The 13,556-nt window shown below is 36.4% G+C and carries 17 protein-coding genes; 13 read left to right on the forward strand and 4 right to left on the reverse strand.

Going from position 1 to position 13,556, the window contains the following annotated elements; genetic code table 11:
* The first annotated feature begins 62 nt into the window (after positions 1-62).
* The 6 genes from AA0X95_RS10940 (at position 63) to AA0X95_RS10965 (ending at position 4,730) form a co-directional block, all read left to right on the forward strand.
* Entirely contained in the window at positions 63-629 is a 567-nt protein-coding gene (locus AA0X95_RS10940) for a 5-formyltetrahydrofolate cyclo-ligase (protein ID WP_413308773.1), read from the forward strand.
* A complete protein-coding gene (locus AA0X95_RS10945) occupies positions 626-1,144 on the forward strand; it encodes a DUF92 domain-containing protein (RefSeq protein WP_413308775.1) in 519 nt (172 codons plus the stop codon). The genes AA0X95_RS10940 and AA0X95_RS10945 overlap by 4 nt, the downstream gene beginning before the upstream one ends.
* A complete protein-coding gene (locus AA0X95_RS10950) occupies positions 1,092-1,415 on the forward strand; it encodes a DUF92 domain-containing protein (protein ID WP_413308777.1) in 324 nt (107 codons plus the stop codon). The genes AA0X95_RS10945 and AA0X95_RS10950 overlap by 53 nt, the downstream gene beginning before the upstream one ends.
* A 164-nt stretch (positions 1,416-1,579) precedes the next feature.
* Complete coding sequence (locus AA0X95_RS10955; protein WP_413308779.1) at positions 1,580-2,533, forward strand: L-lactate dehydrogenase; 954 nt, start codon at positions 1,580-1,582, stop codon at positions 2,531-2,533.
* Between the two features lie 102 nt (positions 2,534-2,635).
* Positions 2,636-2,830, forward strand: coding sequence for a hypothetical protein (locus tag AA0X95_RS10960; RefSeq protein WP_413308781.1), 195 nt, complete (start codon positions 2,636-2,638; stop codon positions 2,828-2,830).
* A gap of 370 nt (positions 2,831-3,200) precedes the next feature.
* On the forward strand, positions 3,201-4,730 hold the full coding sequence (locus tag AA0X95_RS10965; protein ID WP_413308783.1) for a rhomboid family intramembrane serine protease: 1,530 nt from the start codon (positions 3,201-3,203) through the stop codon (positions 4,728-4,730).
* Here AA0X95_RS10965 and AA0X95_RS10970 read toward each other — a convergent pair.
* Positions 4,702-5,553, reverse strand: coding sequence for a hypothetical protein (locus AA0X95_RS10970; RefSeq protein ID WP_413308785.1), 852 nt, complete (start codon positions 5,551-5,553; stop codon positions 4,702-4,704). The genes AA0X95_RS10965 and AA0X95_RS10970 overlap by 29 nt on opposite strands.
* A gap of 219 nt (positions 5,554-5,772) precedes the next feature.
* On the opposite strand from AA0X95_RS10970, the gene AA0X95_RS10975 reads away from it, so the two are divergent.
* The 5 genes from AA0X95_RS10975 to AA0X95_RS10995 all read left to right on the forward strand — a co-directional run bounded on the left by AA0X95_RS10975 (position 5,773) and on the right by AA0X95_RS10995 (position 10,016).
* Positions 5,773-5,976, forward strand: coding sequence for a YqgQ family protein (locus tag AA0X95_RS10975; RefSeq protein WP_413309954.1), 204 nt, complete (start codon positions 5,773-5,775; stop codon positions 5,974-5,976).
* A gap of 24 nt (positions 5,977-6,000) precedes the next feature.
* Positions 6,001-6,975, forward strand: coding sequence for an ROK family glucokinase (locus tag AA0X95_RS10980; RefSeq protein WP_413308787.1), 975 nt, complete (start codon positions 6,001-6,003; stop codon positions 6,973-6,975).
* Between the two features lie 109 nt (positions 6,976-7,084).
* Entirely contained in the window at positions 7,085-8,281 is a 1,197-nt protein-coding gene (locus AA0X95_RS10985; RefSeq protein WP_413308789.1) for a M14 family metallopeptidase, read from the forward strand.
* Between the two features lie 190 nt (positions 8,282-8,471).
* Positions 8,472-9,605, forward strand: a complete 1,134-nt coding sequence (locus tag AA0X95_RS10990) for a hypothetical protein (protein ID WP_413308791.1) — start codon at positions 8,472-8,474, stop codon at positions 9,603-9,605.
* Between the two features lie 93 nt (positions 9,606-9,698).
* A complete protein-coding gene (locus AA0X95_RS10995) occupies positions 9,699-10,016 on the forward strand; it encodes an MTH1187 family thiamine-binding protein (protein WP_413308793.1) in 318 nt (105 codons plus the stop codon).
* A 57-nt stretch (positions 10,017-10,073) separates the two neighbouring features.
* Here AA0X95_RS10995 and AA0X95_RS11000 read toward each other — a convergent pair whose 3' ends face one another.
* A complete protein-coding gene (locus AA0X95_RS11000; RefSeq protein WP_413308795.1) occupies positions 10,074-10,250 on the reverse strand; it encodes a DUF2759 domain-containing protein in 177 nt (58 codons plus the stop codon).
* A 208-nt stretch (positions 10,251-10,458) separates the two neighbouring features.
* Here AA0X95_RS11000 and AA0X95_RS11005 point away from each other — a divergent pair, with 208 nt between their 5' ends.
* Positions 10,459-11,094: an MBL fold metallo-hydrolase gene (locus AA0X95_RS11005; RefSeq protein WP_413308797.1), complete on the forward strand. Its 636-nt coding sequence runs from the start codon at positions 10,459-10,461 to the stop codon at positions 11,092-11,094.
* A 161-nt stretch (positions 11,095-11,255) separates the two neighbouring features.
* Positions 11,256-12,347: a class I SAM-dependent methyltransferase gene (locus AA0X95_RS11010; RefSeq protein WP_413308799.1), complete on the forward strand. Its 1,092-nt coding sequence runs from the start codon at positions 11,256-11,258 to the stop codon at positions 12,345-12,347.
* A 32-nt stretch (positions 12,348-12,379) separates the two neighbouring features.
* On the opposite strand, the gene AA0X95_RS11015 is transcribed toward AA0X95_RS11010, so the two are convergent.
* Both AA0X95_RS11015 and AA0X95_RS11020 read right to left on the reverse strand, forming a co-directional pair.
* On the reverse strand, positions 12,380-12,622 hold the full coding sequence (locus AA0X95_RS11015; protein ID WP_413308801.1) for a DUF2626 domain-containing protein: 243 nt from the start codon (positions 12,620-12,622) through the stop codon (positions 12,380-12,382).
* Between the two features lie 83 nt (positions 12,623-12,705).
* Positions 12,706-13,404 carry a helix-turn-helix transcriptional regulator gene (locus AA0X95_RS11020; protein WP_413308803.1) on the reverse strand — a complete coding sequence of 233 codons (699 nt, stop codon included), beginning with the start codon at positions 13,402-13,404 and terminating at the stop codon, positions 12,706-12,708.
* Positions 13,405-13,556 lie beyond the last annotated feature (152 nt).

Consider the following 13,556-nt stretch of genomic DNA (forward strand, 5'->3'; position numbering starts at 1 on the left):
GCAGTAGGGCTTCCTGCTGCTTTTTTTGTTGTCCAAAAGTTATGTATGGAGGTTTCGATTGAATGAATGATAAACATTCACTACGTAAATTAATAAAAGATTCTCTCTCAGAACTAACTAGACCCCTCTATGAAGATTACTCCTATAAAATAGCAACCAGGTTGTTTGATGATCATGACTGGAAACAAGCAAATGTCATTGGAATCACTATTTCAAAGTGTCCTGAAGTTGATACATATCAAATTATTAGAAAAGCATGGGAACAAGGCAAACAAGTGGTGGTACCCAAGTGTAGCCCTAAGGACAAGAGATTGGTATTTCGAACATTAAAGGAATTTTCACAACTTGAGTCCGTGTTTTATGGGCTTTATGAACCAATCGAAGACCAAACAGCTAAGGTCGAAGCAGACGATATCGATCTTTTAATTGTTCCTGGCCTTGCATATACGAGGACAGGATACCGCGTGGGCTTTGGGGGGGGATATTATGATCGGTATTTAACCTCTTATAAAGGGAAAACCCTTTCACTTGCCTTTGAAAATCAAATAGTTGAGGAATTCCAAGTTGAATCGCATGATTTACCTGTATCAAAAATTATTACAAATGATGAGGTTATTCATATAAAATGATGGAAGCGTTAATCGTTTTTATAGGTATTCTATTGACAGGTTTAGCAGGTTATTCTCTTAAATCGTTGACTGTCTCAGGTGCACTTGCAGCTATTATTACTGGGCTTACTGTATATGTGGGTTTTGGAATAAACGGATTGGTCCTTCTTGGTGTCTTCTTTGCCTCTTCGAGCATATGGTCAAAATATAAGAGCTCCGCAAAGAGTAGTATTGAAGAAAAATTGGCAAAAGGGGCAACAAGGGATTGGCGGCAAGTGTTTGCTAATGGAGGAGCAGCCGGATTTTTTAGTATTGTTCATTATTATCATCCTAATCAGATTTGGTTAATAGGGTTTGCTGTTTGTCTCGCAAGTGCGAACTCAGATACGTGGGCATCTGAAATTGGAAGCCTTAGCCGTAAGAATCCCATTTACATACGTACATTTAAGCGGATTGAGAAAGGGGACTTCAGGTGCAATAAGTATGTTAGGCAGCACAGCAGCACTAGCTGGCTCGCTTCTTATTTCTATTTTTAGTTATTGGCTTTTTCCGTTAAGCTTTGGATTAGCTTTCCTCATTTTTTTATTCGGTTTTATCGGTAACGTGATTGATACGATTATAGGGGCTTTTTATCAACTGGTATATATTTGTCAGAAGTGTGGGATTGAGACTGAAAAAAAAGAACATTGTCATATACAGACAACTAGAATAAAGGGTTCTCCATTAGTAGATAATGATATGGTGAATTTTCTTTCAGGTGTCCTTTCTGCAATGTTAGCAATTTTAGTCATTCAATTAACAAGTTAAAAAAAACAACAAACGCACTTGTAACAAAATTGACTAATAGATAACGGTTTCATGTGGAATTTATAGCGATAAAAGATTGTGAAATAGTGTACAATCTAATTGTAGGTAAGATATAAATGACAAGTGATTAGCGCACCTTAAACTACCTATAGGAGGAATGAACCATGTTAAATCGAGTGAATAGAGTAGCATTAATTGGTACAGGATTTGTTGGTTCTAGCTATGCATTTGCCCTATTAAATCAAGGTATAACTGAAGAACTTGTACTAATTGACTTAAATAAAGAAAAAGCAGAAGGAGATGCAATGGACTTAAATCATGGACTTCCATTCGCTCCATCTCGTACAAAAATTTGGTATGGTGATTACAAGGATTGTGGTGAGGCAGATCTTGTTGTTATTACTGCAGGGGCCAACCAAAAACCAGGTGAAACACGACTTGACTTAGTTGAAAAAAACACAAAAATATTTAAAGGAATTGTTGAACAAATTATGGCTAGTGGGTTTGATGGAATATTTGTAGTAGCTACAAACCCAGTTGACATTCTAACCTATGCAGTTTGGAAATTCTCAGGACTTCCTAAAGAGCGCGTTATTGGCTCAGGTACAATCCTTGATACAGCAAGATTCCGTTTCTTACTTGGTGACTATTTCGATGTAGATACCCGAAATGTTCACGCTTATATTATTGGTGAACATGGTGATACTGAGCTTCCTGTTTGGAGCCACGCTGATATAGCTGGTACTTCTATTTCTGAATGGACAAAAAATAAAGCAGGTTTCAATCAGGATGATTTAAATCAAATCTTTCTAAATGTTCGTGATGCGGCCTACCATATCATCGAAAGAAAGGGTGCCACTTATTATGGAATTGCCATGGGCTTAGTTCGATTGACCAAGGCAATCTTACGAAACGAAAACTCTGTTCTTACAGTATCTGCATACCTTGATGGAGAATATGGACAAAATGATATTTATATTGGGGTTCCTGCTGTTGTGAATCGCAACGGAATAAGAGAAATCGTCGAGCTCGACTTAAGTGAGGAAGAAAAAGGAAAGTTTACAAACTCAGTTAATGTTCTAAAGAAAACAATGGAACCAGTATTTAAGAATATATAGAATGACAATAAGAGGCTGACTGCAAATGGGTCAGTCTTTTTTTACGGGAATTTTGGATAATATGTAAACCATTATCACAAAATAACAACAGGAGGGATGAGAATGTCACGTATGTTAACATCCATTTTAATGATTGGTTCAATTGGATATTTTGCTTATCGATACAGATATCGATTAATCAATGTGCTACTTGGTTCCGGTTGGATGCGCAGGTTAGCTGTTGGTTCTATTATGAGCTTTCCTGGTGTGAAAAATAAAATGATGCAATCAGTATTCGGAGGACCATCTGAGCGGTGAAAAGCCACAGATGGTTTTTTTGTTTATTTTATTAATAAAAGAAATGTGTAAAACGTCTATATAATTTTTATGTTAAGTTGATTGGAACGGAAGGTGCGAAGACTCCTGCGGGAGTACGGGGCAGGGGAGACCCCGCAGGAGCGCAGCGACGAGGAGGCTCCCCGGCACGCCCGCGAACCGCTCGCACCTGGAGTGGAGATCAACATCTAAGTTTCTAATATTTCATTGTTTAATTAGGGTGACTTTAGTAATTCGTTTATAATGAAAGTAATGAGGTAAAAATGATTGAAAATGTCTCTAATTGCGACTTATTCTGATATAGAAAGTAGGGTGGAAGTTGAATTATAGAGAGGACTATGTATTTTGGAGGTTGGCATATTTTTTTATATCTGAGCAGGGCTATAGAATTATTCAACTATTCGATAATCAAAAAGAGCTTTGGTTAGAAAAACTTGAAAGTAAAGGTGCTCCGATTGTTCGTTTGCTTCGCCAAGACATTGACTGGAGCAACTCCATACAAAAAGATATTGTGTTTTGTGCATCTAATGGAGAGAGAGTCCGTAGACAAGTTCGTCGTGGGGAACTAAATTTATTAAATATATATGTAAGTCAATTTCCACCTGTTGATGAATATGAGTATCGACTGGCTAAGCCATTTGTTTATCCAGAAGGAAAGAAAACTATAGTGAACTCGGTTTTGATAACCAGCAAGAACTACGATGAAGGTTTTCAACTTCTTTCAGAGCGGTATGGAAAGGAAATTACTTTTTCAATAAACGATGAATACTCAGAACAAGATGCTACAAAGTTAAAGAATACTGCTTTAGACTATGCAATAAAAAAAGTGAAATCTGAAAGAGCTATATTTACTAGCGGTAAACCGTTGTTTACCTATGTATTTATGATCATTCAAATTGCCGTTTTTTTCTGGTTAGAGACACATGGTGGAAGTACGAATAACCAGAATCTGATTAAGTATGGAGCAAAGTTTAATCCATACATTCAAGATGGTGAATGGTGGCGCTTTCTTACACCAGTGTTTCTTCATAGTGGATTTACCCATTTAGCTATGAACTCACTATCCTTATATTTTATAGGTACAGCAGTTGAAAGAATGTACGGTAGTGTCCGCTTTATATTTATCTATTTATTTTCAGGAATAACTGGGTTCATTGCTAGCTTTATATTTGTTGATAACGTTTCGGTAGGAGCAAGTGGAGCTATTGCGGGGTGCTTTGGAGCCTTACTTTACTTCGGTGTAATCTACCCGAAATTATTTGCAAGGACACTTGGAACGTACGTTATCGCTATCTTTTTAGTAAACATTGCTTTTGGTTTTTCACAAAATGGAATAGATAATGCGGGACATTTAGGTGGGCTGATTGGAGGATTTTTGGCATCCGGAATGATGCATTTTCCAAAGAAGAAAAAACCACTATTACAATTACTTTTTTTACTTCTATCAATTATGGCAGTTGTGATTTCTTTATCCTTCGGTTTTAGTGATACATCAAAATCAAAAGATGAAAATTCAAATCTCATATTAGCTCAAGAATATATAAACCATGAGAATTATAAGCAGGCATATGAAGTTCTTAAGGGGGTCGAGGAGAGGTCAGAAAACCCTTCGGCTCAAATTTATTTCCTTTTATCCTTTACTGAGATTAAGCAAAACATGCTAACAGAGGCAAAAACACATTTGCAAAAGGCTTTAAAATTGGAACCTGGTTTTCCTGAAGCCAACTATAATCTAGCTCTTATTTACTTAGAAGAAAACGACCTAATACAAGGGAAAAAATACGCCGAAAGAGCAGCCAAACTAAGTCCGGATAAAAAGGAATACTCGGCCTTAGTTCGGGAAATTGATCAACTTATTCAATCATCTGGCGGAGGAGAATAGGCTCACCATTTACTGTCTCAGTTAAAACTAATAAATGTGATTTATTCTTTGCTAGTAAAATGAGCGGAAGGGTACTGCCAATGGGGGATACAATGGTGCCATCGGCTTTTTTTATACCAAGGAAGTAATTTTTATAAAGACCTTCCCATAATTGACCTACTATTTGAGCGGAAGCTGCTTTTGAAAATCCAGATAAACTAGACTTTGCATTTTTGCTAAAAAGAGTCAGTGGGATTACTTGATAGTCATCTAAATGTATAGTAAAGTGCCTAATCCCTTTATTCCAGCTGTATTGCAGCATTCTTTCTGTTTGTTCATCTAGTTTTTGTTTCCACTCCGTTTGTTCTTTTGTTTTAGGACTGTGGAAGGATCGATTAGTGTTGTCTTGGTGAATGACGTATAAATAATCATCTGATAATGCTTGTGAACTATATATTGGGGTGTCATTTTCATGGAGTTCTCCCTGGTGAAAAGTAATTGCTTGAAAAAGAGAAGAATCCTTAATAGGGATAGGCTTCTCTTGTAAGAGCCTTGATGTATTTTGTTTCCAATTCCCAAGTTCTCCGATCAGCCTTCCATTGGAGTATAAAAATCCTGCATCCTGCCGTAAATATGCTTTTCGGTCAAGAGTGGAATCTATCGTCCAGAGTAAGGAACTAGGTTTGATTAAAGATAAAGAGGTCCTGGCAGATGTAAAGTTAACATTAGGAGCAATTGGGAAATAAGTAATACTTTCTTCTGCAACAGGTGATTTTACTTGTGAGTAAACGTAAGCAGTGATACCGAGTATTAGAATTCCAACCATGATATATATTTTTTTCACAATTTTTCTTCCTTCCGTGGTTAAAATTACACTTTGTTTGTCCTGTTACTGTTATATGGCAACATAATCATGGAAATGCCAATAAATTGGACATGTATGAATGCAGAAGGATTTTTAAAGAATAATTGAATTATTGCCTTGAGGTGGAATTTTGCTTAGGTTATACTTTTTGTTGTGAAACTAATTGTTCTCTCCATATTAAAATTTAAGGAGATCATGATGAAAACGATTTATGAAATTCAGCAATTCTTAAAGCAATTCGGAACGTTTATCTATGTAGGGGATAGAGTTTCAGATCTTGAATTAATGGAGTCGGAATTAAAGGAGTTGTATCAGGCACAGTTAGTTGAAACAAGAGAATTCCAAACGGCATTGTTAATATTAAGACACGAAATTCAATTAGAGAAAGAAAAATCAAAATAACAAACAAAGATAGGTGAATATACATTGTCAGAAAAATGGATTGCAGGCGTTGATTTAGGGGGAACCACTACTAAAATAGCCTTTATCACGATGGATGGAGAAATCGTTGAAAAATGGGAAGTGCCTACCGATAACACCAATGAAGGTCAAAATATAACATCAAATATTTCAAAAGCCATTGATGAAAAATTAATCGAATTAGGTCAGATGAAGGACAAATTAATAGGAATTGGAATGGGTGCTCCTGGGCCTGTAGATTACGAAAAAGGAATCATTTTAAACGTGGTAAATTTAGGCTGGAGAGATAACTACCCATTAAAAGCGAGTCTCGAAAAGACCACCATGCTTCCTGCTACAATTGAAAATGATGCTAACTGTGCAGCCTTGGGCGAGATGTGGAAGGGTGCTGGAAATGGAGCTAAAGATCTTGTTTGCATCACGTTAGGAACAGGTGTTGGCGGTGGCGTGATTGCTAATGGGAATATCGTTCAAGGTGTGAATGGAGCAGCCGGGGAAATTGGCCATATTACTGCTATTCCTTTCGATGGAGCACCATGTAATTGTGGTAAGACGGGGTGTCTTGAAACAGTGGCATCAGCTACAGGTATTGTTCGCTTGGCGATGGAAGAGTTGAATAAAAGCGAAACAACCGGTGAACTTAGGAAGATCTTAAACGCTTACGGAAAAATAACGGCTAAAGATGTGTTCGATACAGCCAAAAATGGGGATGTATTAGCTCTAGAAGTTTTAGATGTGGTGTCCTTTCACTTAGGTTTTGTTGCCGCTAATATTGCCAACACACTAAATCCAAGTATGATTGTCCTAGGTGGTGGAGTCTCGAAGGCTGGGAGCTTTCTATTAGAAAAGGTAAAGGGGTATTTTGTCAAATTCGCTTTTACGGCTGTCAGAGAATCCACAACCTTATCTTTAGCAACATTAGGAAATGATGCTGGTGTCCTTGGGGCCGCATGGCTTATAAAGAATAAATTAAACCAATAGTAATCATTCATTTGGAAAGTCTGCAATCATGCAGGCTTTTTCTTTTCATACAATCATTCATTTCTCTCAGGCATCCAACATATTTATTTATGATGGGAGGAGGGGAAGTATGGAAATAACAATACGATCCGGAGATACATTATCTTTTTTTAGTAGCTTATTTAAGTTACCACTCAGCCTCATAGAAGATTCAAACCCTAATAAAAGCCTAAATAACCTAAAATTGCGAGAAAAGGTTAAAATACCAGGATATATATCTATCCCCTATTCAATACAAGAAGGGGAAACTCTAGTGGACCTTGCTGCGGCTGCCGATTTACATGTGGATGCATTTCTTATCCTTAATCCAAGGATAGACTCCGAACGTATGCAAATGGGTGATACTATATATGTACCAGAGAGGATTACCACTCCATTTACTACAGTGAAATCTGCTTGTAATTATACCAGTCTAATAAAAACAATTCATTCCCTTAAGAAAGCTTATCCTTTTATTTCAGTTAATATAATAGGTGAGAGTGTCCTTGGGAATTCCATTCATGAAATTAGAATCGGCCGGGGGAAAAAGAAAATACATATGAACGCCTCGTTCCATGCTAATGAATGGATTACAACTATGGTTTTAATGAACTTGGTTAATAATTATCTTCTCTCATTAACAAATGGATCTATGATAAGAGGAGAAAAGGCTTTTCATTCATATGAAGAAATAGAGTTATCTATTGTACCTATGGTGAATCCTGATGGAGTAGACCTCGTTTTAAATGGGCCTCCTAGAGAGTTGAGGGAGGATGTAATTGAATTGAATGAAGGAAGCGATGAATTTGTACATTGGAAGGCAAATATTAGAGGGATTGACCTAAATAATCAGTTTCCTGCAAACTGGGACGTTTGTAAAAGAAATAAGAAACCAAAATCCCCGGCACCTAGGGATTTCCCGGGTGATTCACCATTAACTGAACCGGAAGCGATTGCGATGGCGAATTTAGTAAAAAATAACTCTTTTGATTATATTATTGCCTTCCACACACAGGGAGAGGAATTTTATTGGGGCTATGAAGGTCTTGAGCCAGCAGTATCGGAAGAAATGGCCAAAGAGTTTGAAAGAGTAAGCGGATACCGAGCCATACGTTATGTAAATAGTCATGCAGGATTTAAAGATTGGTTTATCCAGGAGTTCAAACGTCCAGGTTTTACTATGGAGTTAGGAAAAGGGATCAATCCTCTTCCCCTATCGCAATTTCAAAAAATACTAAAGCCATCAGAGGAAATTTTTAAGGCTGCTCTTACTTTTTCATTTTTATAGATACTATATACTTGTTTTATCAATCCATACTGATTAAAATAAATTATCAACAATAAGACATTACGTTTAAAAAGCCGGGTATACGGCTTTTTTCCTATTTTGTCTTATAAGTAAGAAAACTTGAAACATTTTTGTGAAAAAAACGTACTAACATATGAGATGCATAGAGGGAGGGGGCAGTAGAATTAAATTGGACCAACTGAATAATAAGAAACATCTATTCTTTGTATTACTATTAATTTTCTTGACCCTTCTATCAACTGCCTGTGCTGATAAGCAGCAACCAAAACAAAAAACGAATGTAACAAAAGAGACGCAAAAAGAAACGACTCCGCCCGAGGGAGCTGATTGGAAATTACCAATCTCGATACCAAAAGGCGAGTTTTACATGCTTGGTGGATGGCTTTCTGACACGGAAGTTCTTTATATTACAAATCTGGAGCAAACATCAAGCGTATATAGATATGACCTTATATCTGGGAAAAGCAAGTTAATCTATAAAAGTGAGTACCCTATCGTTACTGTAAAAATAAGTCCTTCTAAGAAGAATATTTTAATTCATTCCTCCCCTTCTTCATACGAAGGGATGGTAACCATTATAGATAAAAATGGTAGTGAACAAATGAAGCAGTCATTTGCCTCCTATGAATTAGACTTTGAGTGGAATCTCTTTAATGAATCACAAATTCTTGTAACAAAATTTGATGAGGATTGGAACTTTCATTTATCGTTATTAGATATAAGTAAATCAAAAACAGTAGAGCTGGCCTTACCACAGCCTTTTATTAAGTGGATTGATGAAAAGAACGTTGCCTATTTAAATTGGGATAAAAATACTCCAACCTTATTTGCTCCACTTATTTTCAGAAGTATAGAAACTGGAAAGGAAAAAACAGTATTACCAGAAGTAATACAATTTTCGACTTTTCCCAATCTGTTAATGACAGTTTCTATTAAGAATGACGATTCATCCATGGCGGCTTATACATTTTTTGATGAAAAAATGAAAGAGGTCTTTGCATTTTCAATCCCACAGCTAACAAAGTTCTCAGATTGGTTAGTTCCATTTTATGATTATGCTGAGAATAGAGGGCAATTTATTACTTTTAAACCTCTTAACTCAGGTGAGGTTGATTCCTATAAAGAGGGTTTTGAACTCGTTTCTTATAATATTAAGAAGAAAAAGAGTGACCTAATTATGGAGGACCTGGATAACGAACCCATTCTTTTTTCTCCTTCAGGTAATGCCTTGCTTTACGGGAATCGTCTTGAAAAAATAATTGATTTAAAAACAAAAGAAATTTATGAATTGATTAAAGAATGACACACGTATAGTCATTCTTTTTGTTTTTTTAAGCAATGTGATAAAATCACGTTGTTATGAAATATGAAATCTAGGAAAAGAAGGTGCTTGACCATGGCCATTGTAGATGTGACTGTTATTCCATTAGGCACGGAAACTCCAAGTGTCAGTAAGTATGTTGCAAGTGTGCAAAAAGTTTTAAAGAAGTATGAGCGTGCTGGGAAAATTCGATTTCAACTTACACCGATGAATACTATTATTGAGGGTGAACTACCAGTTCTATTTGAAGTAATCCAAGCCATGCACGAGGTTCCATTTGCAGAAGGAATACAGAGGGTGGCTACAACGATTCGCATAGATGATCGGAGAGATGTGAAACGAACAATGGAATATAAAGTAGACCGGGTTACAAGCCTCCTAAATGAGGAATAAAAAAAGACTGTCAGCAGACAGTCTTTTTTTCAGGCCTGTATAAGGCATTAGGTGTTTTTAGTGAGTTCCAGTAGGAAAACCATGTTCTAATACTGTCATTACTGTAAACCATCCAAAAACGAGAAAAGAAGCGATACCCCAAAATGCACCTAAGAAATTTTTATTCTTTAGCGCGCTATATCCACCATATGCAGCAAGCAGGGTTACGATAGCGAAAATAATAACTAAACCCATGAAAAGTCCCCCCCTTTTTGGTAAAATGAGGCAATATGCCTAACTCTTTAAAGAAAATTATGTAACAATATTATATACATTCGTTTCCTATTTTATATTTTTTTCTTTCATTTGTCGAGAGCAAAAACAGCAATGAGTTTGCTGCAATTTTTCTCTCTTTATTAAATAGTGTAAAATAATTATATCGTATTGATTGGAGGAACTAGAAATGAAATGGCAGCAACTTCCTTTAGGAATTATACAAACAAACTGTTACATTGTTGAAAATCCAGACAAGTCATGCTTAATCGTTGACCCAGGTGGTGAAGGAAAGAAACTACTTCATTTACTGCACCAAAGAAAACTGAAACCTAGTGCTATCCTATTAACGCACGCACATTTTGATCATATAGGGGCCGTAGATGATGTGAGACAAGCATTCAATATTCCTGTTTATCTACATAAACAGGAAGAAAAATGGCTCGGAGATCCCGCATTAAATGGTTCTCAGTTTTTTATTCAGGTTGAGTCGATTAAGGTCGCTCCTGCTGACCACCTCATTAAGGATGAGGGGACACTGAAGATAGGTGATTTTGAGTTTGTCGTTTTTCATACTCCTGGCCATTCACCGGGAAGTGTCTCTTACTTTTTTGAAAAAGAAGGAATTGTTATTTCGGGTGATGCTTTATTTCAAGGTAGTATCGGCCGTACGGATTTGCAAGGGGGCAATCAGGCACAGTTGTTAAAAAGCATACATGACAAGCTTCTGAGTTTACCTGAAGACACGTATGTTCTTTCTGGTCATGGACCTGTGACAACTATTTTAGAAGAAATGGATAGTAACCCTTTCTTGAATGGTTTTTAGTTAGAGAGTGGATAAAATAAAGAAAAACCCTTCTCGAAGGAGAAGGGTTTTTCTGGGGGATGTTCTTTTCATATAACGGGAGGGGATATTGTTAAGCTACTAACCTAACAATATAATAACTTTAACACTATGTCAATAGTGATAACCTAAAAGGAGTCTTTATGATTAGCTATTTACAACAATTAATTTCAACAGAACCAAAGAATTTAATTTCCTATGCCGATTATATTTCAACTGTCCTTTACCACCCTGAATTCGGCTATTATATGAAAGACAAACAGAAAATTGGGCGGGACGGAGACTTCATAACCACAAGTAATATTTCTGATATATATGGCAGATTAATTGCTAAATGGTTCTCTCAGGTCTGTGAGAGAAATGTAATCAACCCTGTATTCTGTGAAATTGGTGCTGGTAATGGGCGTTTTGCCAGGGCTTTTTTAGAGGAATGGAACAAATCCATCCAAACACCAATCGAGTATTTTATTGTGGAAAGTAGTCCCTACCACCGCAAATTACAGAGGGAACTGCTAAGTGAAGATTTTTCCATTACCCAAGTAGAAAACCTTAATGAACTAGAGGCATTTGAAGGAATGGTCTTTTCAAATGAGCTTTTTGATGCACTTCCTGTTCATGTAATTGAAAAAGTTAATGGAGAGCTATTTGAGTTGATGATTGGCTATCAAAATGAAAAATTGTTTGAGAAAAGAGTCCCATTAACCAATAAAGCCATTTATTCTTTTTTAGAGGACAATCAACTGTATTTAAATGAAAACCAACGGCTAGAAGTTCCGTTAATAATGGAGAATATGCTGAAGGGAATTTCAAAAACTTTACTAAAGGGACTCGTCGTTACCGCTGATTATGGCTATTCCAATGCAGAATGGATGGAACCGCAAAGGGCAAGGGGGAGTTTACGAGGCTACTATCAACATCAGATGATTGATGATGTGTTACTGAATCCAGGGGAGATGGATATAACAACTCATATCCATTTTGATGCACTAATTCGAAAAGGTGAAGATGTGAATCTGAAGTTGTTAACCAAGGTAAGACAGGATCAATTTTTATTAAAAGCTGGGATTCTTAAGGATTTAGAAAATCATTACGACCCTAATCCTTTCTCAGAGGTCAGCAAACGAAATCGAGCCATTCGAAGTTTAATTATGCCTTCTGGAATAAGTACTTATTTTCAAATCGTGATTCAGCAAAAATCTCTAAATCTTACGGAGAATGAATTGTTTAGTGAATAAAAAAACGCCGGGGTTTCCGGCGTTTTCACTTCTTAATGTCCTCCGCCAAGCGGCATCATGAACGTTGTCCAATATGTAAAGCCGACGAAGAAAACTGTTAAATATGCTCCGAACACATACATATACATACGCTCAGATAGTTTTAGATAGCTAAGCAGAACGAAGAATCCTGTTTGAGCTAAGAAAAGCATTGCCGTCTTATCCAAATCACCTAGATAAAACATTACAGTAAAAATACCAGTCCAGAAACCACAAACTCTGAACATGCGATCCATATGTACCCCTCCTTTTACCCTACGATACCATCATTACAATATTATAAAGTAAAAGGCGGTATAATGTAAATAATGGTTTCGAATTAGTTTGTGACAAGTGCCTGATAAGAACATGTTTCACAGCCAGAAATCATATTTTCTTTTTCAACTAATTCAACCGAATTAAACAATGCGCCGAACATTCCTTTTAAGAATTCATGGTGCATACTGCAAACAGTTTCTGTATGTTCTTCAGCTACTTCCTTAAAAGGACAGTTGAAAATTTGAAAATAGATCTTGGTCTTTTCTCCATTTGCTTCAAATTCAGGATAAAAACCTGCAAGTGTAGCGGCACTTTTTAATATGTTTAGCTTTTGATCGAATTCTAATTCCTCACCAAGCGATTTTTTTGCCATTTCCTGTTCAATAATTTCCGTACCAAATCGCTTTCCTGTTAAGAAGAGTGCCTGTTTACCAGCTTCCCCTAATGAAATCATCGTTTGAATAGCCACTTTAGATAAAAGCATGTAATCGCGATAAGGGAAGTGCAGTTGAATCACATCATCTGATAGACGATATAGCCTGCTTGGCCTGCCACCCTTACCTGTTTTCTTTGTTTCAGATGCTAACATATTTACATCTTCTAATTTAGATAGGTGCAGTCTTGCTACATTTGGATGAATATTAAAATTTTCTGCTACCTCTTGGACAGTTACTTCTTGGTGACGTTTGGTAATGTATTGATAAATGTAATATCGTGTTGGATCTGACAAAACGTTTGTTATCTTCAATGTTTGTTCCATCTCTATTCACCTCGGACCCCCATAATTTATTCCATTATAATACAGTCATTATTACATGGGAATGAGGTTAACAATGTTAACACTATATGTTTAGAAAATGTTCACAATTATCGACTTTATATTGTAACATTATTAGAATATTTTTGTAGTTT

It is taken from the genome of Neobacillus phoenicis (assembly GCF_047302305.1).
GTDB lineage: Bacteria > Bacillota > Bacilli > Bacillales > Cytobacillaceae > Neobacillus.